Consider the following 22,299-nt stretch of genomic DNA (forward strand, 5'->3'; position numbering starts at 1 on the left):
TACTTCAAAGTTGTGTTGAGGTACTTCAAAGTTGTGTTGAGGTACTTCAAAGTTGTGTTGAGGTACTTCAAAGTTGTGTTGAGGTACTTCAAAGTCGTGTTGAGGTACTTCAAAGTCGTGTTGGAGTACTTCAAAGTCGTGTTGGAGTACTTCAAACTTTGTCGCACCGCGATCAAGTACACAAGTGCGGGCTACGCCTACGCTTGACTTTTAAAACAGTCGCTACAATTATCCTTAAGTGAAGATTAGCAATCAGTTAGCCTGGAAGCTGGTAAAAGTTCAATAATAAAAAAGATTGACACAGCCATTTTTGGTTTCTCAATCCCATAACCTTACTCCCATTCTACAAAAATTATGCAAAATCTCACTAGAATTACTCGTAATCCTGAAGTGATGGGCGGCAAACCCTGCATTCGGGGAATGCGTGTCACCGTTGGAACTGTCGTCGGCTTAATGGCATCTGGTCACAGTAATAGCGACATCCTCAAAGCGTATCCCTACCTCGAAGAAGCCGACATCTATGAGGCACTTGCCTACGCTGCATGGCGGGCTGAAGAGATTGAAGTCCCTCTCAGAAGTGCATGAAAATTTTGATTGAGATGAACCTTTCCCCTGATTGGGTTGCGGTTTTTGAGAGGTACAATATCTCCGCTGTCCACTGGTCTACGGTTGGCGACCCCCGTGAGAAAGATTCAATAATTATGGAGTGGGCAAGAACTAATGGATATATCGTCTTTACTCACGATTTAGACTTTGGTTCCCTACTAGCTGCGACAGGTGCTGATAGTCCTAGTGTTATTCAGGTTCGTACCCAGGATGTTTTGCCAAAAAGTATCGAAAATCTAGTTATAGCAACCGTCAGCGTGGTTAGGACGCTAAGTGCAGGACATACTCCATCGCATCACGTAGACAATCAAACTGGTCAAGTTGCTTGCGAATCCGACTTTTGAGCCAAGACCAGCATCGCTCAATCTTATTAAAGTCCGGTGAATAAGCAGGTAAGTAGAGCAACTCACATCCGGCTTCCTGAATCAGTAGTTGAATACGACCTCCTTTATGAAACGTGGCATTATCCATGACCACTACCTGCCCCGGTTTCAGTAGAGGAATTAAGCACGTTTCCAACCAAATCTCAAAAACAGTCCGATTGCAGGAGCCAACGACTGTAAAGGGAGCCATCAATTGTCCAAGACATTGAGCGGCAATCATATTTACTCGCCCCTGGCGTCGTCCTGACTTCAAGGCATGAAATCGTTGTCCTCTTTCATTCCAGCCATAAGCGTAGTCTTCCCGATTGTCCATGCCCGCTTCATCCACATAAACAATCACTTCCTCCTCATGGGTTGCCAATTGCTCTCGGAATATCTGCCGTTTCACTTCATCCCGTTCTTGGTAGCCGTAGGTCTTTTTTTTCGCGTGAACCCAATTTTCTTCAACCCTCGTGAGATTGTGCGATCGCTGATGTCGCCCTCCCACAGTTGAGCCATCTCCACCTGAGTTTTTTCGCCATGAGTTTTGGCAAATGCGCGAAACTGTTCCCAATCTGTGATTTTATGGTTGTTGCCAGGAGGGCTGTTAGGCAATGCCTGAACATCTCCCGTTTGGGCTTTGCGCTGCAACCAAAGGTTGATCGTGTTGCGGCTGATGTTGAACAGTTCACTGGCTTCGCTTTTCTTGAGTCCATCTAACTCAATCGCTTGGAGTACTTTCTGACGGAAGTCGTAACTGTATGGTTTAGGCATAAGTAGATCAGACGATAGCAGGTCACGATAACATCTTTAGTCTACGTCCTAATTGCCTTGGCGGTTGCTATATTTCAGCCTTGAATCAGTTTGAGTTGTCACTAGAGACAGGTGCATTAGTCACTGTTGACCAAGCCCAATCCAGGGTGCGTATTCTACCAATTAGGCGCGGATAGTATTAGGGAAATATCGCTAACTCAGTTTCCGGGTCAAAAAAGTGAATTTTCTCTAGAGTTAGCGATAACCATAGTTGCTCACCAACTTGTACAAATCGATCTGGTGGTATTCGCACTTGTAGATAATTGACTGTAGTAGCAGGTTGAGATCCCGGTTCGGCAATCTTAACAGCGAGAAAGGAATCGTTGCCGAGATTCTCTACCAAATCTACTTGCACTGGTAGATTTTTAGTGGCAGGCATACTCAAATTCAAGTGTTCTGGGCGAATGCCTAAAATTAGAGTTTTCCCATCATATTTTTGTAAAGCTTTTCCCCAGACTTCTGGCAGGGTGAAACGAAACTGGGAATGAGTAATCAACTGCGGGGCATGAAATTCTACAGAAATAAAATTCATCGGTGGTGAACCAATGAACTCTGCTACAAAAAGATTGGCAGGGCGGTTGTAAAGTTCTAGGGGAGAAGCAACTTGCTGAATTTTACCCTCAGACATAATTGCAATGCGATCGCCCATTGTCATCGCTTCTGTTTGATCGTGGGTAACGTAAATTGTCGTTGTCCCCAATTGGCGCTGCAATTTGACAATTTGAGCGCGGGTTTCCGCCCGCAGTTTAGCATCTAAGTTAGAAAGCGGCTCATCCATTAAAAACACTTGGGGGTCACGCGCGATCGCTCGTCCCAGTGCAACCCGTTGTCTTTGTCCCCCAGATAGCTGTTTGGGTAAGCGATTCAGCAATGTTTCGATTTGCAACAGTTGAGCAACACTACGCACCTGTTCATTTACCGCCCGTTCTTTGTCAGATGTGTAGCGCAATCCTTTAGGTAACTTTCTTGTCGCTCCCACAAAAAGATTTTCTGTCCACGTCCGAAGATATGGAGATGAGGGAGTAATTTCTCCCCCTGCTCTCCCAAAACGGCGGCGTAACCCAAAGGCGATATTGTCATACACCGTCATGTGGGGATATAGGGCGTAATTTTGAAATACCATTGCGATGTCGCGTTCTTTGGGTGGTAAGTCATTGATCAAGCGATCGCCTACCCAGATATTACCGCCAGTCATCACTTCTAACCCGGCGATTAACCGCAGTAGGGTGCTTTTACCACAACCAGAAGGGCCTACCAGCACCATAAACTCGCCATCTGCGATCGTCAGGTTAATCCGTCGCAAGACATTGACACTTTCCGCACGCTCTGGCGCTACATCAGTTTTTTCCGCAAGTGTGAGAGGAGATTGGGTTTGTGAGGTAACACTTTCCCCTTTGCGTGAGGAAAAACTTTTATAAACGTTTTCTAAAATAACTTGGGACACAACTGTTAATTATTATCACTGGGCATGGAGCATCGGGCACTTGTACTGAGCGGAGTCGTTGGCGCAGCCTCTCGTAGAGAAGTATGGGGCATTGGAAAAAGGACTAATGACTAATGACACTTTAGCGCTCATAATAATACACGTTCAGGGTAAATACGAAAAGTTAAAAAAATAGCTTTAACCATAAAAAACAAACTATTCTAAATTTTAGGGCTGTCAGGAGGTGTTGTTATGACTACCGATGTACCTAAAAATCTTTCCCAAGACCCAAGCATTAACCCTGTCCATGACATTGTAGACGTACAAACTACAGATTGTTGCATTGTGGGTGGGGGGCCAGCAGGAGCAGTATTGGCGCTGTTGTTAGCGCGTCAAGGCATTTCTGTAATGCTGCTGGAAGCACACAAAGACTTGGATCGCGATTTTCGTGGCGATACGATTCATCCGTCGGTGATGGAAATTATGGAGGAATTGGGACTTAGCGATCGCTTGCTAGGACTTCCCCATACCAAAATGCGCCAAATTAGTATTCAAACTCCTCAAGATACTGTCACATTTGCAGATTTTAGTCATCTGAAAACCCATTATCCCTACATTACAATGCTTCCCCAGGTGAAATTCCTGGAGTTCATCACCCAAGAAGCACAAAAATATCCTAGTTTCCATCTGGTAATGGGTGCGAATGTGCAGGAATTAATTACAGAAAATGAGGTGATTCAAGGTGTCCGCTATCGAGGAGGCGGTGGTTGGCATGAAATCCGGGCAATACTGACAGTGGGTGCAGACGGTCGCCACTCACGTTTACGCCACCTGGGTGAGTTTGAATCCATCGAAACTTCGCCGCCAATGGATGTCCTGTGGTTTCGCCTACCGCGTCAGCCAGAAGACCCAGAGGGGGGAATGGGGCGCTTTGGTCAAGGTAAGCTAATCGCCATGCTTGACCGTGGTGATGAGTGGCAACTTGCCTATGTTATTCCTAAAGGAGGCTATCAACAACTAAGGGCTGCGGGTTTGGAGGAATTAAAAAAATCTTTTGTGGAAGTGGTGCCAGAATTCCAGCAACGCATTCAAAATTTACATGATTGGTCACAAATAGCTTTTCTCTCAGTCGAGTCTAGCCGTGTCAAACGCTGGTATCGTGAGGGACTGTTACTCATCGGTGATGCAGCTCATATAATGTCCCCCGTTGGTGGAGTTGGCATTAATTACGCGATTCAAGATGCTGTAGTTGCGGCAAATGTACTCAGCAAACCGCTCAAAAACCGAGAAGTACAACTTAGCGACCTAGCAAAAGTACAACGTCAACGCGAGTTGCCCACACGTATCATTCAGGCGTTTCAAACTTTTATCCAAAAACGGATATTAGCCCCGGTTATCACCTCAAATCGCCCCTTTGTACCACCTGCGTTTTTGCGCTTACCCATCTTGCGCGACCTTCCAGCCAGGTTGATCGCCTTGGGTGTTTTTCCAGTTCACGTCAAGGCTTAATTTTTGCCAATAATTTTTTCTATTTAATTAATTAAGTGGTACAATTATACTACTCTATGCAGAATTGAATGCTCAATTTAGTCAAGCGAAGGTGGCGAACAGTATACTTAATGCTGTTCAAAGCGATCGCTTGGCTTTTATGCTAGAAAGGACTAAAAACTCAGAGTGGATGTAGAAAATTTATTCAAACATTATTAAAAAATGCAAACAATTAAACCTATCTAGATATTAATTGGCACTACATAGAAAAACCCCCTCTTTTTCAATCAGTACTTTTTGCAGTCAGGAGTAATTTTAATGAACAGCTGCGTTTTGATGGTGGAAATTATAAACGAGCCACAACTCCGCTATACAGCGGATAATCTGGGAGTCACGGAAATGCTGGTGCAGTTTCCCAATTCCCAGAAACCAGAAGATCCGCCAGCCACCCTGAAAGTTGTTGGCTGGGGGAATTTAGCGACAGAAATTCAGCAAAACTACCACCAAGGCGATCGCGTTATCTTGGTAGGACGTTTAACTATGAATACTGTTGATCGTCAAGAAGGTTTTAAAGAAAAACGCGCTGAATTGACAGTACAACAAATTCAATCTGTTGGAGGTAGTTTTAATACTGATCCATTACCGTCAGCAACCGTAACTCCATCATTCACTGAAACTGCTCCCCGACAACCATCTTCAGCATCTCGTCCTCCACAGAAAGACGTTCCCAGTTACGAGTCAGCACGTCCAGCACCAACCCCAGCGACAAATCCTGTTGGTGTTGCTCCCCAAACGAAAACTTACGAACCCGTACCCCAACCCACATATGAGCGAACCACTTATCCAGCAGTGAAAGAGGAAGAACCAGATCCAGATGATATTCCCTTCTAAAGTTGGTAGTTGAGCATGTATTCTGTTTGCTCACATACTTAGCAGGAAGTATTACGATTAGACAATTTTTACAAATAGCCATCCTTTAGGATGTGCTATTTTTTCTTAGTTGATCATTACTATGCACTATTACCCATAATCAAACTAAGAGTAGATAGGGAAGAGTTAATAGGTATAATTTAGCATTTTTCCTGTTCGTGCAATAACGCCCTTTCAATCAACAACATCATCTCGCTTTAAAGCAGCCGTCAATTCTTTCATAAACTCAACAAAAACGCGAACTTTAGCCGAGAGATAGCGTTTTTGCGGATACAACACGGAGATCGGTAATCCAACTTGGGTCGTGTAGGCTTGGAGAATCGGTTGGAGATCGCCCCGTGCGATCGCGTTCGCTGCAATAAATTTGGGCAATTGCACTACACCGGCTCCTTGAATGACCGCCTCTAAAATGACTTCTGAGTTATCAAATCGCAGATAACTGTCAACGGCAAGGTGAATCGATTTTCCGTCTTGTGCAAACTTCCAGTTAGCTTCTCGCCGAGTCTGTGGATAGATAAAGTTGACACAGCGATGCTGCAATAGTTCTGTGGGTATTATGGGTGTACCATACTGGGCAAGATACTGCGGCGAGGCACAAGTGATGTAGCGTGCAGTTGCCAGGTGGTGCATGATTAAACTGCAATCGCTGCTGATTCCAATCCGCACAGTCGCATCAACGCCTTCCTCAATCAGATCGATCAGGCGATCGTTAAAAGAAACATTCAGATTTAGCTTCGGATATTGTGCGGCAAATTGCAACAGAGCCGGGGCGATATGCATTTTACCAAACACAAAGCTCAGATCCAGTCGCAATGTTCCCATCGGCATGGATTGCGATTGTTTGACTTCGAGTTCGGCTTCTTCCAAATCGTTGAGAATTTGCTGAGAGCGTTGATAAAATCGGTTGCCATCTTCAGTCAACGTCAAACTGCGAGTCGTCCGCTGGAGCAAGCACACCCCCAATTCATCTTCTAAGCGCAATACAGCCCGACTTACGGCTGACGGAGCCATGCCTAACTGTCGGGCTGCCTCGGAAAAGCTGCCATATTGAGCAGAGCGCATAAAAATCATCAGGCTTTTGAGCTTGTCCATTGACGCAACCACATCTTTGAATTTTTTGCATAAGTGCTTTGAATTTTAACTACTTTCTCTCTTCGTCTGTATAAGCTACTGTTTAGACTGTCCGGAAATTTCAGATCCGCAAACAGTATCGAAAAAACAAGCATGACACAGCAAATAAACGCAGAACGACTGATCTTAGTCACCGGAGCCACGGGCAATCAAGGTGGTGCGGTGGCGCGTCATCTTTTGCAGCACGGAAATTTCAAGGTGCGTGCCTTTGTGCGTGACCCAAACAAGCCCGCTGCTCAAGCACTCCAACAAGCAGGGGCAGAACTCGTAGTCGGAGAGTTTAGCGATCGCGCTTCCCTCGATCGCGCTCTGCAAGGTGCCTATGGCGTTTTTTCGCTACAGACCTTCCTTAAAGGCGGATTATCAGCCGAAATCCGCGACGGCAAAACGGTCGCAGACGCAGCTTCATCGGCGGGCATCCAGCATTTCGTCTACAGTTCGGTGGGGAGCGCCGAACGCAACACGGGCATTCCGCATTTCGACAGCAAGTTTCAAGTCGAAGAATACATCCGATCGCTTGGTTTGCCTTACACGATGATGCGTCCGGTTTTCTTTTTCTACAATTACAACGCGATGCGTCCAATGGTTGAAGCCGGAACGCTTTCCCAGCCGCTCAGTCCGGAAACGAAATTACAGCAGCTTTCCGAAGAAGATTACGGGGAAATGGTCGCTGAGGTGTTCGATCGTCCCACCGATTTCTTGAACCGTGAACAGGAAGTCGCCAGTGTGGATATGACAATGACGGAAATCGCTGCCACATTCAGCCGCATTTTCGGAAAAAACGTCGAATACCAACAAATTCCGTTTGAAGCGTTTGAGCAGCAAGCCGGGGAGGAAGTGACCATCATGTATCGCTGGCTTGAGAACGTTGGCTACGGGGCGGATCTAGCGCAGTTGAAACGTGATTTTCCGGCACCGACCGACTTTGAATCCTATTTGCGCGATCGCAACTGGGCAAAATCTGACAAGAACTTGTAATTGATGCCTCACAAACCGATCGGAACTTGCTAACCACTTTAAAGGAGCAAACGATGCGATTCTCGAACAAATTCGTAGTTGTTACTGGTGCTGCTGGAGGAATTGGTAGCGCAATCACGCGCCACTTTCTGTCGGAGGGAGCGAAGGTCTGTGCGGTCGATAACAGAACGGAAGCGCTTAACCAATTGGTAGTTGATCTCGGCTCGCCAGATGCGTTGCTGGCGATCGAGGCAGATGTAAGCAGTGAGTCAAACTGCAAGAATCTCTCAGATCGGGTACAGCAGACGTGGGGTGCAGTCGATATTCTGGTCAACAATGCAGGCAAATTTCCAGTCACGCCTTTTGAGGAGATATCGTATGCTGAATGGCGCGAGATATGTGCAATCAATCTCGACGGCCCATTTCTAGTCACGCGATCGCTCCTACCGTTGATCAAGGTCAGTAAAGCCGGGCGGATCATTAATACGAGTTCTGGAAGTATTTTTGCAGGAACGCCAGATCAATGCCACTACGTCGCTGCAAAGGCGGGTGTGATTGGGTTCACCAGGTCACTTGCAAACGCACTCGGACAACACAACATCACCGTCAATGCGATTACTCCAGGCATAACGGATACACCACCAGTCATTGCGCTTTTTCCTGCCGCTGTACTCGACAAGCAGGCACAAGCAAGAGCGATCAAGCGACGAGAAACTGCTGACGATCTGGTTGGGACAGTACTATTCCTTGCGTCTGATGACGCAGCATTTATAACTGGTCAAACTATCAACGTTGATGGTGGAAACAACTTCGTTTAGTGGAGGAAAATACCGTCGCGTTTGGATGACCACAGATGATTTTCTACTCACAGGTTTAGGCAATTAGTGCGGCGTATCGACCGTGAAACGCAACAGGGCAACTTGAGTAAATCTAAAACAGGAGCAAATTCAACCTCATGGAAAATCCAATTAATGATCTTACGACTGTAAATCCTCAGGACGGTCAGATTCTGTCAGTTGTCGGTGATACCTACCGCCTGGTGATCACTGGTGAACAAACTGGAGGAGCTTACGCCGCCATTGACATGCTGATACCGCCGAAAGGTGGGCCTGGACCCCACGCGCACGCTAACTTTCAAGAATCTTTTTACGTCCTGGAAGGGGAAATCGTCGTTAAAACGAAAGCCCAGTCCTTTGTTGCCCGGAAGGGTTCTTTTGTCAACATTCCCAAAGGCGGGGTAGTGCATGACTTTAAGAATGAGACGGATACAATAGCGCATCTGTGGTGCGTGGTAGTTCCCGCCGGACTGGAGAAATTCTTTCAGGAGATCGGGACGCCTGTAGCGGCGGGAACCTTTCTGCCTCCCCCAATTATGGATCAGGCAGCGCAGCAACGGATGCAGGAAATTGCCAGAAAGTATGGTCAGGAAGTGTTCCCGCCGGACTATCTTGACTAACGAATCACGATGCTTTGCTCAGATTTTGGTATGCGACCGATCGCCGTTCCCGACCCCTTCAGATTCTAAACGTACTCAGGCGGTATGCCATCCGATCATCTGCCGCGTCCCATTAGGCGGACAGTTCAGGGATCATAATGGCGTTAACACGACTATTACTGACAGGATCAGGCATATTTCGGTCGCGGGCGAGACCTATACCATCCTGCTGAACGGCGACCAGACTGGCGATCGCTTCTGCCCGATCTGACCAGTTTCTGCCACGAGCAGCTAAGACGTCATGCAGGGTAGGACGAACCGCGCGGGCCGATCAGAAATATTGGAAGTCGATTCACTGATGAAACTGCACATTCCCGACTCACTGCATCTTGATATCGAGACGCTTACCTTCTGAAGCAATGGAAAAAGCTGGTTGGCTCACGGTACTAAATATATTTCATTTTTAGTGCTGTATTTTACCATACAGTCTTTATGTTTAAAATGAAATAGCCCTGATTATAGTTGAGGTCTAAGCAGTGAAAAACTGCCAAGGAGTGTAAAAACCAAATTTACCGACATAATAGATTAAAACTATTGTTAAAATCCAAATAATTTTAAGTTAAGATTCATACCCAACTCCTATGAGAGAAACTGTCCTAGAGGTTCGCAATCTCCAAGTTGAATTTCCCGGTGATGGCAATAACGTCAGAGCTTTGGATGGTATTTCCTTTGAGCTGCATCGAGGTGAAACTCTAGGAATAGTAGGAGAATCGGGGAGTGGTAAATCAGTGACAGCCCTAGCTGTGATGGGTTTGTTGCAAACTCCCGGTATAGTTACTGGCGGTGAAATCTGGTTTCGTCCGCAGGAGAATGCTAACCCGATCGATTTGGTAAAATTGCCTCCTGAACAAATGCAGTTACACCGGGGTGGCGACATCGCCATGATTTTTCAAGAACCGATGAGTTCGCTCAATCCAGTTTATAACATTGGGTTTCAGCTAACAGAAGCGATTGTGCGACATCAAAATGTGTCAGCAGCCCAAGCACGACAAATTGCGATCGCAGGTCTGCAAGAGGTTAAACTTCTACCTAGCAATGAAGAGATCCAACAGCAGTATATCGAAACTTGGCATCAAACCAACAGCAATTCATCGAAACCAGAACCATCAAAGTTGGCACAGATGGTTAAAGAACACAAAGAAGCCATGCTGGAACGCTACCCTCATGAACTTTCTGGGGGTCAGTTGCAACGGGTGATGATTGCAATGGCAATTTCTTGCAACCCATTAATCTTAATTGCCGATGAACCAACCACAGCTTTGGATGTGACGGTGCAAGCGACTATTTTGGAGTTAATGCGAGAATTGCAGCAAAGCCGTGACATGGCAATGATTTTCATCACCCACGACTTGGGGCTAATTTCAGAAATTGCTGACCAAGTAGCGGTGATGTATAGAGGCAAAGTTGTCGAATCTGGTGCTTCTGAGCAAATTTTCAGCAATCCCCAGCATCCATATACTAAAGGTTTGATCGCCTGCCGCCCCACACTTGACCGCCGTCCCCAAAAATTACTCACCGTTTCCGACTACATGAGTGCAGAAGAGACGCCAACGGGACAAGTAGTAATTCAGCCAAAAGAACCCGCACAATCCATAGAAGTGACTACCGAAGAGATTGCTGAAAGATTGGCAAACTTCAATGAATTGGAACCCCTACTGCAAATCCGCAACCTGAAAGTTGGTTTTCCAGTGCGCGGGGTGTTTGGTGGGACAAAACGCTACAATATGGCAGTTAATGGCGTTTCTTTTGATGTAAAACCAGGGGAAACACTAGGTCTGGTGGGAGAATCTGGTTGTGGCAAAACCACCCTTGGCAGAACCTTGCTGCGATTAATTGAACCGATGAGTGGTCAGATTATCTTTGAGAAACAAGATATTACTAGCCTCAAAGGGGAACGGTTGCAAAAACTGCGGCGGGAAATGCAAATAGTCTTCCAAAATCCTTTTAGTTCCCTCGATCCACGAATGAAGGTTGGGGACGCGGTAATGGAACCATTGTTAATTCACTCCGTTGGTAAAACAAAGCAACAACGACGCCAGCGAGTAGTCGAACTCTTAGAACGGGTGGGGTTGAGTGCAGATGCAATTAACCGCTATCCTCATCAGTTTTCTGGTGGTCAACGCCAGCGAATTTGCATAGCCCGTTCTTTGGCGTTAAATCCTAAGTTTATCATCTGCGATGAATCAGTTTCAGCACTGGATGTTTCCGTACAGGCGCAGGTATTAAATCTTCTCAAAGAATTACAGTCAGACTTTCAGCTTACCTATATCTTTATTTCTCACGATTTAAGTGTGGTTAAATTTATGAGCGATCGCATTTTAGTCATGAATCGTGGTCAAATTGTTGAAGAAGGCACAGCCGAAAGCATTTACCAAGAACCCAAAGAGGAATATACGCAAAAATTAATTGCTGCGATTCCTACCGGTAGTGCTGAACGGGTGCGAAATCGTCATCTACGGGCTTTATAGTTCAAAAGACGGTATAAACCAATACACTTAAATTAAGCATTTCTTTCTTCTCTTCCTTCTCTTTCTTTGCGTTCTTCTCTACAAGACGCTACGCGAATGCGCCCTACCCAGCGGGAAGCCGCTTTGCGTCTATGCGGTTCGTTAAAAAAATTGACTTTGACAAAGAGTTAAGCCTTAACTTCCGAGTTAAAAGGCTCAACTGCCGAGTAAAAAGGCTCAACTGCCGAGTTCAAAGGCTCAACTTCTGAGTAAAAAGGCTCAACTTTCGAGTAAAAAGGTTCAACTTTCGAGTAAAAAGGCTCAACTGCCGAGTAAAAAGGTTCAACTTTCGAGTAAAAAGGCTCAACTTCCGAGTAAAAAGGCTCAACTGCCGAGTAAAAAGGCTCAACTGCCGAGTAAAAAGGCTCATAAACCGCGTCTATACAGGCAAAACCCACCTCCGTGGGTTATAAAATTCTTTTCAACAGATATTTGTACAAACAAAGTTAATTACATCTGCAAGTCCAGACTGAGTTTTTAAATTAGTAAAAATAAAAGGTTTATCGCCGCGCATTTTTTTAGCATCTCGTTCCATCACACTTAAATCTGCACCAACATAAGGTGCTAGGTCAGTTTTGTTAATCACCAACAAATCAGACTTAGTAATGCCGGGGCCACCTTTGCGGGGAATTTTATCGCCTGCTGCAACATCAATGACGTAAATCGTTAAATCCACCAATTCGGGACTAAAGGTAGCAGCTAAGTTATCGCCGCCACTTTCCAAAAATACCAAATCCAAATCGATAAAACGTTCTTCTAACTGTTCAATTGCCGCCAAATTCATCGAAGCATCTTCGCGGATAGCAGTATGGGGACAACCACCAGTTTCTACACCCAAAATGCGATCGCTTGCCAACGCCTGAGAACGCACTAAAAACTGAGCATCCTCCTGAGTATAAATATCATTCGTTACCACTGCAATCTGATACTGCTCACGCAATCCTTTACATAAAGCATCCACCAAAGCCGTCTTCCCCGAACCCACTGGCCCAGCAACCCCTACTCGAAATGCATTCATTGTCATTTGTTATTTGTTCTTTGTTATTTGTCCTTGATACATGGTTATTACTCTTTAGTTTTTAACCAATGACTAATGACCAATGACTAATGACTAACTCCTAAACAACCTTGTATACTGCGTTTCATGCTGCATACTCGCTAGCGACAAACCCCAACTACAACAGGCGAGTTGATCGTCCTCCAACGCGAGAATTTCTAATGCCGCAGCACTGAGTAATGGTTGCAAATCTAGCAATAACTGCTGTCCTGCTGTTTGTCCAAGGGGGATAAGTTTTACGCCAGCAGTAATCAAATTACTTGCCCAACTGTGCAGATATCCCAGTAATGCGGCTTTGATACTGATTTGCCAATGGGCAACGGCAATGCCAAAAGCGATCGCATAATTGCACGGATTACCTACAGCATTAGCAATAGGTATAATCTGCGGTTCTAGTTTAGCAAGTAATTGGATCAGCGATCGCCCCATTTGCCAACTAGAAGCGCGTAACTCTTCTGTTTCCCTAGCAGCCGATAACCACAGATTCCAACGGCATAGGGACTCAACATCACCTGTTTTTGTAGCTTGCTGCGATCGTACCATCACCGCTGCCTCTAGTCGAATTGCCCCGTAGAGCAACTCTGCTTTTAACCAATCTTTGAGATGTGTCTGGTTAGCGATCGTACCATTTTCCACCAGCATTTCCAAACCTTCAGAATAGCTATATGCTCCCACAGGCAAAGCGGGGCTAGCTAGCTGCAAAATACTTAAAAGATGGCTATCAGTGAGCATGATGGTGTTGTCCATAAGCTCCCAATTCTGGCTGAAACGGTAAAATTTCCTCTTTAACTTCTAACCCCAATTGTTCCAACATCTGGCGTAAAACCGAGTCTGAGGACAAGCGTAAATAAGTTGGGGTAATTTCTACAGGTACATGGCGATTTCCTAGATGGTATGCTGCCCGTAATAATAAAAGTGGTGTTTGGGCAAAGGCAGTCACCACTAGTTCTGGTTTGGCAGTAATTCTGATTAAACAGCTATGGGTTTCTTCTTGTAAAATATCGCCATCATGTAAAACAGTTCCTCTGGGTAAATGTAAAAACACAACTTTACCATCTTCAATTTCAAAGCGATGACGAGTGCGGGTACGTTCTTCTGCTGTCAGCGCTAGAGTAAAAGTGACTGTGGCATCAGGGTTAGGTGATTTCAGTTGGGTAAATGTCAGCATACAGAGTTTAGCCTGAACTTCCGCTTTTCATGATTCTGGTTCTAATTTAACTAATTACAAATTATTTTAATCCCCTTAGATAACAGTCTCTAATTACGAATTACGTTAGCGCAGCATAAAGCCTTCTCTACGAGAGGCAACGCCTTCGGCATAGCAACTCTTAGAGACGCACTCGCGAACGCTTAGAGCGGCGTAGGAGCGTCATTACGAATTATTTTAAACCCCATAGTTGCCTTGCTTGAAGGAAGAACCAAGCCATTGAGGGAGTACGCTGGACAATTCACGATTTAGAGATTCTACCCGAAAATGAGTTTTTGGCGCTAACTGAACGGTATTGACCCTTGGATAACATTTTTTTGGCATTAATTTGAACAGATTTATGCAAACAAAAAAAAGAGAGTATTACTACTCTCCTAACATAATATGAGGGAAAATTTTCAGCTTAGTGATTAAAATGAGTATGTCGTTCACGGGCTTGACGTTCATGCAATTCACGAGCGCGTTGTTCACGGGCTTGACGTTCACGCAATTTACGAGCGCGTTGTTCACGGACTTGACGTTCACGCAATTCACGAGCGCGTTGTTCACGGACTTGACGTTCGCGTTGGACTTTATTGTTATTAACAGCTACAGTATTACGATTAAAATGATCATGCTCAGATTTAAATTCAGCAGCATTAGCATTTTGAGAAAGAGCAGCAATTGAAACAGCTGCTAATAGGCCTCCAAGAAGAATAGATTTAAAGCGGTTCATATATCTTTTAATCTCCGTTGCATTACTTGATTTGTATATTCTCGATCTAATCGGAATAATCAGGCATACGCCTGTATCTAAAGTCATGTTGAAATGGTTACTTTTGTCACTAATACTAAGATCTATATTTGATTTTTTAAATCGGATAACGGTAGAAACCTTCCCTGACATAGGTTATACCCCAGTATACCTAGCAAAACTCCAGTCGGATTCCTATTAAACTTGACAAATTACTAGTCAGCTAATAGGTAATGTAAACCAGAAAGTTGCCCCTGCATCTAATGCACTGTTCACACCTATTTCGCCGCCGTGAGCATTGATAATCTGCTTAGATAAATACAAGCCCAAGCCCAAACTTACAGAATTGCGGATACTTGCACCCCGAAAGTAAAGGTCAAAAAGCCGATTGCTTTGTTGTTGACTAATTCCCACGCCGTTATCACTAACAGTACAATAAATTTTGTCATCTTTACGGGTAGCGTTAATTGTCAGGAGCAAACCAGGAGGATTATGTTTTAGAGCATTGACAATTAAGTTAGAAAAAACTCGCCATAGTTGCGTGGGATCTGCATTCACTAATGGCAAATCTGCGGATACTAAAATTGTCAGCTTGGCTTGATTTTGCTCTAACAATGGTTCTAAATCTGCGATCGCAGCTTCGATAACTGTCAGTAATTGTACGGTTTGACGTTGTAAAACAACACCTTGCACCTCGCTGACATGAGCTTCCATCAAGGAATTAATTAAGTTCAATTGGCGATCGCTACTTTGAATCATCCGCTCTAAAATTGAGCGTGAAATCGCAATATTTTCTTCTGGACGGGCAAGCAAATTTTTCAGTACCATTAAAGTACCTAGTACTGGGTTGCGTAAATCGTGGGAAACTGCATGAAAAAATACTCGTAGTTCTTCTTCAGTTTGCTTGCGCTGGGTAATGTCTTGAATCAAACCTTCGTAGTAAAGCAGTTTTCCCTGTTCATCGCAGACTGCGTAGGCTTTTTCTGAAATCCAGACAATACTCCCATCTTGGCGATAAATTTGGGACTCGAACTCGGAAACACTGCCATACTTTTCCATCAGGCGCACAAATTCTGCCCGACGGTTCGGATCAACGTACAATTGTTCAATATCAGTGAAATTTGCTGTCACCTCCTGCGCTAAGGAGTAGCCATAAATCCTCGCTAAAGCAGGATTTGCTGTAATGTAACGTCCATCGGGGCTGCTTTGAAAAATCCCTTCAACAGCGTTTTCAAAAATACTGCGATATTTAGCTTCGGCAACCTTGAGTTTTTGGTAGGCAGATTCCAGTTCTTGACGGGCGAAAAATTCCGAACGTTGCAGGCGATCGTACAGATAAACACCGATGTCACATATAGTACAAAACCAGAAAATGTATAAAATGAACGTTACATTATATATTCCTGGGTGGTCGGGGATTGGTGTTTTTAGCCCAAGTGCTGTGTTGACACCAAAATAGTAAATCAGCACACTCACTTGAGTCAGCAAGTGAAGAATCCAGCAGACAGGCATCAACACAGCTTGGCTCAAGAACAACAGTGACCAACCAATGGTATCGGGTAGCGCGAAACCACTAAGAGTTGCAAACAACTGTGATGCTAAACTAATTGACCAGGAAGACCCTAAAAATAATAAATCTGGTCGATGACGACCTAATTTAGTTTTGTGTAAGGCAAAGCAAATAATTAATGTTGCAAGCATTGTAACATTAATTACTAAACGCTGAGTTCTAAGTACTTCTGGTAGTTGCTGCAACTCTGCAAAAGGAAAAAACAAGCTGTAAATGTCTCGCAAAGTAAAAGACAATAGACAAATCAGCGCCAGCCATAACCATAAACGTAATCTCTGCCACAAGAAACGATTACGCCAAGCTCTATAAAGAGTAGTGATTTCATCTGTTGTTGGTGCAGAAAAGGTTTTTCTCCACCAGCTTTGCACTGTTGTAAATGGAGTAGCCATTAGCATCCGAGCAACTTTGCCCATACCTTGAGGGTGTTTCCCTTACTCAACATTGCCATAAATAACACCCTCTCATTTTTTGGTGATTTATGGGCGATTTGTTGCGGATGAAGTTGCTAAAGGTAGTGTAAACCAGAAAGTTAATCCACGCTTGCGGTTACTCATAACCCCGATTTCGCCGCCATGCGCCTTAATAACTTTCCGACAAAGATACATTTTTAAGCCAATGCTTGTAGAGCAACAGTCTTGAGGATCGCGGACATGGAGATCGAAAAGGCGATCGCACTCTACTTTACTCATTATCACACCGTCATCTTGAATCTGAGTGCGAATCATTCCCCCCTCAACGGTGGCACTCAGGGTAAAATTTAATCCTGGTGGATTATTCTGCAAGCCATGTGCGATTAAATTTACCAAAACTTTCTGTAATCGAGTCCCATCTGCCATTACTAACGGTAAATCTGCGGGAACCAAGTTCTTCAGAGTCGCTTGATTTTGTGTCAGCATGGGTTCCAACTGAGAGAAACATTCGCCCAGTAGGGTACTAAGTTGCACAGGTTCGAGTTTGATCTCAATACCCTGTTTTTCACAGGAATTAATTTCTAGCAATGAGTTAATCATTGTCAGTTGGCGATCGTTGCCCTGAATCATTCGCTCGATGATTGAGCGAGATATTGGGATTGGGGATTGGGCATTGGGGATTGGGCATGGAGCATGGGAAAGAGGCAGAGGAGAAAGACTTGCTGCAATTTCCCCCTTGCTCCCATCCTCCCCTGCTTCCCCACTCCCCACTCGCTGATTTAACAAATTCTTTAATACCATCAAGTTACCCATCACCGAAGTTCGTAAATCGTGGGCAACTGTATGCAAAACAACATCTTTGACACGATGCAAATTTTCAACTTCTTGCATTTTCTGCTGCAACTGTGCTGTTCGTTCTTGGACTTGGTGTTCTAAATTAGTGTTGAGTTCTGCTAGCTTTTGGCATATCTGGCTTTGTTGAATCGCGATCGCTACCTGTTCTGACATCTGCTGTAACAAATCAATTTCTACTGGCTGCCAATGACGCGAACCTGAGCATTGATTGGCAATTAATGCGCCAAACAATTCATTATTTAGCATAATTGGTACAGCCAAAGTCGCCTTCGTTTGGAATTTTCGATAGTGTGCTTTTACTTTGGGAGATACTTCTATTTGGGTTATGTCTTCAACGACACGCACAAGATTATCTTTTAGTAAATTTCGTAATTCTTGTAAATAAGCTTCATCATTAGTAGACCAACCTGAGACTGATGGATATTTGGGATCTACTGATTCAGCAATAGTTCTGACTCCTAAATTGGCATTATTTAAACCAATAAAAACTCGATCTGCTTGGAGAAATTGCCTGACTTCCGTCACGGTGGTTTGAAGAATTTGCTCTAAATTAAGCGAAGACCGAATTCGCACGAGGGTTTCTGCCAACAAGCGATCGCGTTGGGCACAAAAGCGTAATTGTGCTTCTACTTGTTTGCGTTCTGTAATGTCGTGATGTACTGCTAAAATGGCAGGAACACCATCCAAATCAATGACTTCGGCTGAAAGCAGGCTTGTAATTATCTCACCAGATTTTTGCCGAAATTCAACTTCCAAGTTCCGAGCGACTCCCATGCTTTGCAACTCTTGCACTAAGTTTAGGCGATCGCGATCGTCTACCCAAAGATTTAACTCAAAAGAAGTTTTACCAATTGCCTCATCTCTCCCATAACCTGAAAGATTCACAAAACTGTCATTAACTTCGATAAAGCGTCCTTCTTGCAGCGTGCTAATCGTAATTGAATCGGGGCTGCAACTAAAAGCTTTCGCAAATTTTTGGGCAAGATTTTGTAAGGCGACTTCTCCTTGTTTGCGTTCTGTGATATCTCGGACAATTGCTAATACTTCATCTGCGCCGCTCACTACCAACCGCGCCTCATAATCTCTGACACCCAAAGATGTTGGTAGTTGATATTCACAAGTTTGCAAAATTCCAGAATCTAAAGTTTTAGCGATCGCTACTTGGCTAATGGCTGCAACATCAATCGGCAATAACTCTTGCAAATTTTTTCCAACTATTTCTTCTCTCGAAAGAGTGATATTTGCGCCCTCACTTTTCAAATCTAGATACTCGCCATCGCGGCTGATGCGAAACATCAAATCGGGGATAGCATCCAAAATTGCTTTATACCGTGCCTCACTTTCTTGCAATTTTTCTTGGGCTTGTTTTCGGTCTGTAATATCCATAACCAAGCCATGCCAAAGAAAATCGCCTGCTGCTTGTAATTCGGGTTGTAAAGTACCTTGAATCCATTTAAGTTTGCCACTAGGCGTAACGATCCGACCTTCCCAATGCCAAGGTGTAAGAGTAGTACGACAAACAGCAATAGATTCTGTAAAAGCTTTTATATCCTGTGGATGAATCAGTTTGTATAACACCTGAAAGTCTGCCTGTACAGCCTCTGGTTCTAATTCATACAAATATTTACAACCAGAACTAATATAAGGGATAAATATAGAACCATCCTGACGTTGCAGAATTTGGAAAATCGTCCCTGGTAAATTGGTAGCAATTGTTTCCAACAAAGTGGTCTTCTCTGGTAGAAAATCTGGTTTCTGCGGTGATTTTACAATTTCATCCACTCTTAGACCCTTTGATATATAAGCAATTGGCATAATATTCAAGGTAATCATAGCCATTGTAAAAGTTTTTAGCTGTCAGCGCGATCGCTCACAACAAAAAAGTGGCTCTACTTTCAGAGTAGTTCTGGATGCTGCGATCGCATTCACCCAATCGGGTGAACCATTTGTCAAAGAGCGAATCAGTTCACGAGTGCTAAGTCACTTTGAGGCAAAGGTTTCATCCTTTTCTGAACACTAAGTACAGTTTTGCATAAATTCGTAGCTTTTTTAAACCCAAAGGAATGCAAAGAAAATGTAAAGATGTAGCACTCCTACGTCTCTACAAGGGCTATGGATAATAACTAATTTATAGAAATATCTAAGAGGTGATTAATTAATAAAATTTTGTAGTAAGCTAATCGTCGTTCAAATAGCATCTGGGTGTCTTTGCGTAAGATTATCTGCACATCAGCTTATTCTCATATCCTTGAAAAAAACCCCTGATTTTGGGAATAAGAACTATCTACTAGAATAGATATATTGCTTACATCCAAACTGATAACATGAATACTACCACCGTCAGTTTACCTCCTACCCTTGAATTAAATATCGACTTGACTGACGAGCAATTTTTTCAGCTTTGTCAAAATAATCGAGACTTAAAGTTTGAGCGGACAGCTTCAGGGGAATTAATTATTATGCCACCTACGGGGAGTAGTACTAGTGACCGTAATGCCGATTTAACTTATCAATTAAGAGCTTGGAGTCGTCAAAATAAGCTAGGTAAATCCTTTGACTCGTTCTGGTGGTTTCAAACTTCCCAACGGTGCAGAGCGTTCTCCAGATGCTTCTTGGGTGAAAATGGAACAGTGGAATGCTTTAAGTGAAGCAGAAAAAGAAAGATTTGCTCCTTTGTGTCCCGATTTTGTGGTTGAGTTCATGTCTCCAAGTGATTCCTTAGAAAAACGCGAGCCAAAATGAGGGAATATATGGAGAATGGCGCAAGATTAGGCTGGTTAATTAATAGAGGACAGCAACAGGTAGAAATTTATCGTTTTAATCGAGAAGTTGAGATTTTACAAAGTCCTAAAACTCTATCGCGAGAAGATATTTTACCAGGATTTGTTTTAGATTTAGCAGAAATTTGGTAAGTAATTGCCTACCCTGAATCATTCGTAAGAAACAAGATCCCCAAAAAATTTTATGAAGTCGGGGATATATGGGTTGCAATTATCACAAACAAAATAGGATTGCTATACAAAATTATGATAATTTAATTTCGCGAATAGCCCAGACAAGTACTTCCAAAAACTGTCTAATAACCATTTTATCATTCAGAGTATAAAAGGGAATATACCAGCAATAAGGATTAATAGAAATTGATGTTCCTACAACAGATTTAAATCGAGTCAGAAGTTCTGCTTTCTTTTATTCTAAATTGAATGGTGGCTCGTAAGCACAAATTTCTACAGTGGCATTACTCCAAACTCGGAAAAAAGTGCGATTTTTTCCCTTGTAATTAAATTTAGGGACAAAAGAAGCCTGACTTCTACCTGTACCCCATTGAATCTGCAAAGTTTGAATAGTCAGCTAGTAGCTTTTGTAGCCCATCCTCTGATTCATAAGGTTCTTCCTTCATCTCAACTAATTGACAATTATCCTGAATCAGGTAAATACCACCACTCATAAAAATTCCGTTGTGTTGACCTAATTTAAGGTTCCCGGTTTCATCGAGTAGTGAACACCCGTTTAGCGAGTTTTTACATTAAAAAACTGAGATAATCAACTTTGATCGCAACAATCAGATAGAAAATAGTTTATCTATACATTTAATCTAGTTTTACCTAAAGACAACAACTAATAATGAATACTCTAAGATGGGAAACTTTGCAATAGATTTAAGGAGACATGAATGCAATTACAACAGACACAAATTTTGGAAGAAACACTATGGGAAGCAGTTCTCAATCGAGACTCCAGTTTTGAAGGCAAGTTTTTCTATGGTGTTCGCTCTACAGGCATTTATTGCCGACCTATTTGCCCTAGTCGCAGACCGAATCGGAATCAAGTTTGTTTCTTCCAGTCGGTACAAGATGCTGAAATTGCAGGTTTTCGACCTTGTAAGCGCTGTCAGCCACAATCTGAAATAGTTCCAAATACAGCCAAAATCTTAGCAGTATGTCGATATATTGAAGCACAAGTTGACCACATCCCAACCCTCTCGGAATTATGCTCTCAGATGGAAATGAGTCCCAGTTATCTACAAAGAATATTTAAGAAAATAATTGGCGTATCGCCTTTTCAATATGCAGATGCGCTGCGTAGCCAACGACTGAAGCAGCGTTTACAGTCGGGGGAAGAAATTGCTGATGCAGTTTACGATACGGGGTATGGTTCAAGTAGTCAACTTTATGAGAAAGCACCTAAACAACTGGGAATGACACCAAAGACTTACCAACAAGCTGGAAAGACAATCAGCATTATCTATGCGATCGCTCCATGTCCATTGGGATATTTGCTTGTGGCAACAACAGAAAAGGGTATCTGCGCCGTAAAATTGGGTGATGAAGCAGACAAGCTTGAACACATTTTGAAGCAGGAATTTCACCAAGCGCAGCTCCTGCGTGACGAGCGCATACACAAAGACTGGATACAAGCAATCCTCGATTTTATTGCAGGAGGCGAAACACATCTTGATTTACCACTTGATGTCCGTGGGACAGCATTTCAGAAACAGGTTTGGCAAGCATTACAAAAAATTTCTTATGGCGAAACCTGCACTTACACTGATATTGCCCGTAATATTGCCAAACCCCAGGCAGTCCGAGCTGTAGGTAATGCTTGTGGAGCTAATCCGATCGCGCTGATTGTACCGTGTCACCGAGTGCTGCGGAGTGATGGCAGTCTTGGTGGTTATCACTGGGGAATTGAGCGCAAACAAAAACTGCTTACACAAGAATCAGAACGCACCGCGCGGGATTAGAATTCTTCCTT

General features: G+C 43.7%; 20 protein-coding genes and 1 pseudogene. 11 read left to right on the forward strand and 10 right to left on the reverse strand.

The window, feature by feature from the left end; genetic code table 11:
• The 3 genes from V7L12_RS25430 to V7L12_RS25440 all read left to right on the forward strand — a co-directional run.
• The coding region (locus V7L12_RS25430) for a hypothetical protein (RefSeq protein WP_335088591.1) at positions 1 to 242 on the forward strand (242 nt) is incomplete at its 5' end.
• Positions 243 to 354: 112 nt separating this feature from the next.
• Positions 355 to 585, forward strand: a complete 231-nt coding sequence (locus V7L12_RS25435) for a DUF433 domain-containing protein (RefSeq protein WP_292741094.1) — start codon at positions 355 to 357, stop codon at positions 583 to 585.
• Positions 582 to 950, forward strand: a complete 369-nt coding sequence (locus V7L12_RS25440) for a DUF5615 family PIN-like protein (protein ID WP_335088593.1) — start codon at positions 582 to 584, stop codon at positions 948 to 950. The genes V7L12_RS25435 and V7L12_RS25440 overlap by 4 nt, the downstream gene beginning before the upstream one ends.
• On the opposite strand, the gene V7L12_RS25445 is transcribed toward V7L12_RS25440, so the two are convergent.
• Positions 868 to 1,742, reverse strand: a protein-coding gene (locus V7L12_RS25445) for an IS630 family transposase (RefSeq protein ID WP_335088595.1) whose coding sequence is annotated in 2 segments (ribosomal slippage) — positions 868 to 1,410 and positions 1,413 to 1,742 — 873 coding nt in all. Because the reading frame shifts where the segments join, the coding sequence is not laid out codon by codon here. The genes V7L12_RS25440 and V7L12_RS25445 overlap by 83 nt on opposite strands.
• Before the next feature lie 178 nt (positions 1,743 to 1,920).
• Positions 1,921 to 3,225 carry an ABC transporter ATP-binding protein gene (locus V7L12_RS25450; RefSeq protein ID WP_335088597.1) on the reverse strand — a complete coding sequence of 435 codons (1,305 nt, stop codon included), beginning with the start codon at positions 3,223 to 3,225 and terminating at the stop codon, positions 1,921 to 1,923.
• Positions 3,226 to 3,456: 231 nt separating this feature from the next.
• Between V7L12_RS25450 and V7L12_RS25455 the strand changes: the two genes are divergently transcribed.
• Positions 3,457 to 4,713 (forward strand): FAD-dependent oxidoreductase, encoded by a 1,257-nt coding sequence (locus tag V7L12_RS25455; protein WP_335088599.1) that lies wholly within the window; start codon positions 3,457 to 3,459, stop codon positions 4,711 to 4,713.
• A 297-nt stretch (positions 4,714 to 5,010) separates the two neighbouring features.
• Complete coding sequence (locus V7L12_RS25460) at positions 5,011 to 5,583, forward strand: single-stranded DNA-binding protein (protein ID WP_334816425.1); 573 nt, start codon at positions 5,011 to 5,013, stop codon at positions 5,581 to 5,583.
• A gap of 213 nt (positions 5,584 to 5,796) precedes the next feature.
• On the opposite strand, the gene V7L12_RS25465 is transcribed toward V7L12_RS25460, so the two are convergent.
• A complete protein-coding gene (locus V7L12_RS25465) occupies positions 5,797 to 6,714 on the reverse strand; it encodes a LysR family transcriptional regulator (protein ID WP_335088601.1) in 918 nt (305 codons plus the stop codon).
• A gap of 132 nt (positions 6,715 to 6,846) precedes the next feature.
• Here V7L12_RS25465 and V7L12_RS25470 point away from each other — a divergent pair, with 132 nt between their 5' ends.
• The 4 genes from V7L12_RS25470 (at position 6,847) to V7L12_RS25485 (ending at position 11,673) form a co-directional block, all read left to right on the forward strand.
• Entirely contained in the window at positions 6,847 to 7,731 is an 885-nt protein-coding gene (locus tag V7L12_RS25470) for an NmrA/HSCARG family protein (protein WP_335088603.1), read from the forward strand.
• 53 nt (positions 7,732 to 7,784) lie between these two features.
• Complete coding sequence (locus V7L12_RS25475) at positions 7,785 to 8,528, forward strand: SDR family NAD(P)-dependent oxidoreductase (RefSeq protein WP_335088605.1); 744 nt, start codon at positions 7,785 to 7,787, stop codon at positions 8,526 to 8,528.
• A gap of 137 nt (positions 8,529 to 8,665) precedes the next feature.
• Positions 8,666 to 9,166: a cupin domain-containing protein gene (locus tag V7L12_RS25480; protein WP_335088607.1), complete on the forward strand. Its 501-nt coding sequence runs from the start codon at positions 8,666 to 8,668 to the stop codon at positions 9,164 to 9,166.
• Between the two features lie 620 nt (positions 9,167 to 9,786).
• Positions 9,787 to 11,673 (forward strand): ABC transporter ATP-binding protein, encoded by a 1,887-nt coding sequence (locus V7L12_RS25485; protein WP_335088609.1) that lies wholly within the window; start codon positions 9,787 to 9,789, stop codon positions 11,671 to 11,673.
• 167 nt (positions 11,674 to 11,840) lie between these two features.
• On the opposite strand, the gene V7L12_RS25490 is transcribed toward V7L12_RS25485, so the two are convergent.
• The 7 genes from V7L12_RS25490 to V7L12_RS25520 all read right to left on the reverse strand — a co-directional run bounded on the left by V7L12_RS25490 (position 11,841) and on the right by V7L12_RS25520 (position 19,383).
• Entirely contained in the window at positions 11,841 to 12,110 is a 270-nt protein-coding gene (locus V7L12_RS25490; protein ID WP_335088611.1) for a hypothetical protein, read from the reverse strand.
• Between the two features lie 23 nt (positions 12,111 to 12,133).
• Positions 12,134 to 12,730 (reverse strand): urease accessory protein UreG, encoded by a 597-nt coding sequence (gene ureG, locus V7L12_RS25495; RefSeq protein WP_100901384.1) that lies wholly within the window; start codon positions 12,728 to 12,730, stop codon positions 12,134 to 12,136.
• Positions 12,731 to 12,823: 93 nt separating this feature from the next.
• The gene (locus V7L12_RS25500) at positions 12,824 to 13,516 is read right to left on the reverse strand and encodes an urease accessory protein UreF (RefSeq protein ID WP_335088613.1); all 693 of its coding nucleotides are present in this window, start codon (positions 13,514 to 13,516) and stop codon (positions 12,824 to 12,826) included.
• Positions 13,491 to 13,937: an urease accessory protein UreE gene (gene ureE / locus V7L12_RS25505; protein WP_335088615.1), complete on the reverse strand. Its 447-nt coding sequence runs from the start codon at positions 13,935 to 13,937 to the stop codon at positions 13,491 to 13,493. Before ureE ends, V7L12_RS25500 begins: the two co-directional genes overlap by 26 nt.
• Positions 13,938 to 14,379: 442 nt before the next feature.
• A complete protein-coding gene (locus tag V7L12_RS25510) occupies positions 14,380 to 14,862 on the reverse strand; it encodes a hypothetical protein (RefSeq protein WP_335088617.1) in 483 nt (160 codons plus the stop codon).
• Positions 14,863 to 14,928: 66 nt separating this feature from the next.
• Positions 14,929 to 16,668 (reverse strand): PAS domain-containing sensor histidine kinase, encoded by a 1,740-nt coding sequence (locus V7L12_RS25515; RefSeq protein WP_335088619.1) that lies wholly within the window; start codon positions 16,666 to 16,668, stop codon positions 14,929 to 14,931.
• A gap of 87 nt (positions 16,669 to 16,755) precedes the next feature.
• Positions 16,756 to 19,383 (reverse strand): sensor histidine kinase, encoded by a 2,628-nt coding sequence (locus V7L12_RS25520; protein WP_335088621.1) that lies wholly within the window; start codon positions 19,381 to 19,383, stop codon positions 16,756 to 16,758.
• A gap of 485 nt (positions 19,384 to 19,868) precedes the next feature.
• Between V7L12_RS25520 and V7L12_RS25525 the strand changes: the two are divergent.
• Both V7L12_RS25525 and ada read left to right on the forward strand, forming a co-directional pair.
• Positions 19,869 to 20,456: pseudogene (locus V7L12_RS25525) on the forward strand (Uma2 family endonuclease).
• 761 nt (positions 20,457 to 21,217) lie between these two features.
• A complete protein-coding gene (gene ada, locus V7L12_RS25530) occupies positions 21,218 to 22,288 on the forward strand; it encodes a bifunctional DNA-binding transcriptional regulator/O6-methylguanine-DNA methyltransferase Ada (RefSeq protein ID WP_335088623.1) in 1,071 nt (356 codons plus the stop codon).
• The last annotated feature ends 11 nt before the right edge of the window (positions 22,289 to 22,299 follow it).

Origin of the sequence: Nostoc sp. (assembly GCF_036918245.1) — a bacterium.
In the GTDB taxonomy this organism is placed as follows: Bacteria; Cyanobacteriota; Cyanobacteriia; order Cyanobacteriales; family Nostocaceae; genus Nostoc.

Excerpts from the sequence above, each read along its gene's own strand:
- V7L12_RS25435 (WP_292741094.1), top strand. The coding sequence starts at position 355 with ATGCAAAATCTCACTAGAATTACTCGTAATCCTGAAGTGATGGGCGGC.
- V7L12_RS25440 (WP_335088593.1), top strand. The coding sequence starts at position 582 with ATGAAAATTTTGATTGAGATGAACCTTTCCCCTGATTGGGTTGCGGTT.
- V7L12_RS25455 (WP_335088599.1), top strand. The coding sequence starts at position 3,457 with ATGACTACCGATGTACCTAAAAATCTTTCCCAAGACCCAAGCATTAAC.
- V7L12_RS25460 (WP_334816425.1), top strand. The coding sequence starts at position 5,011 with ATGAACAGCTGCGTTTTGATGGTGGAAATTATAAACGAGCCACAACTC.
- V7L12_RS25465 (WP_335088601.1), bottom strand. The coding sequence starts at position 6,714 with ATGGACAAGCTCAAAAGCCTGATGATTTTTATGCGCTCTGCTCAATAT.
- V7L12_RS25470 (WP_335088603.1), top strand. The coding sequence starts at position 6,847 with ATGACACAGCAAATAAACGCAGAACGACTGATCTTAGTCACCGGAGCC.
- V7L12_RS25475 (WP_335088605.1), top strand. The coding sequence starts at position 7,785 with ATGCGATTCTCGAACAAATTCGTAGTTGTTACTGGTGCTGCTGGAGGA.
- V7L12_RS25480 (WP_335088607.1), top strand. The coding sequence starts at position 8,666 with ATGGAAAATCCAATTAATGATCTTACGACTGTAAATCCTCAGGACGGT.
- V7L12_RS25485 (WP_335088609.1), top strand. The coding sequence starts at position 9,787 with ATGAGAGAAACTGTCCTAGAGGTTCGCAATCTCCAAGTTGAATTTCCC.
- ureG (WP_100901384.1), bottom strand. The coding sequence starts at position 12,730 with ATGAATGCATTTCGAGTAGGGGTTGCTGGGCCAGTGGGTTCGGGGAAG.
- V7L12_RS25500 (WP_335088613.1), bottom strand. The coding sequence starts at position 13,516 with ATGGACAACACCATCATGCTCACTGATAGCCATCTTTTAAGTATTTTG.
- ureE (WP_335088615.1), bottom strand. The coding sequence starts at position 13,937 with ATGCTGACATTTACCCAACTGAAATCACCTAACCCTGATGCCACAGTC.
- V7L12_RS25510 (WP_335088617.1), bottom strand. The coding sequence starts at position 14,862 with ATGTCAGGGAAGGTTTCTACCGTTATCCGATTTAAAAAATCAAATATA.
- V7L12_RS25515 (WP_335088619.1), bottom strand. The coding sequence starts at position 16,668 with ATGGCTACTCCATTTACAACAGTGCAAAGCTGGTGGAGAAAAACCTTT.
- V7L12_RS25520 (WP_335088621.1), bottom strand. The coding sequence starts at position 19,383 with ATGGCTATGATTACCTTGAATATTATGCCAATTGCTTATATATCAAAG.
- ada (WP_335088623.1), top strand. The coding sequence starts at position 21,218 with ATGCAATTACAACAGACACAAATTTTGGAAGAAACACTATGGGAAGCA.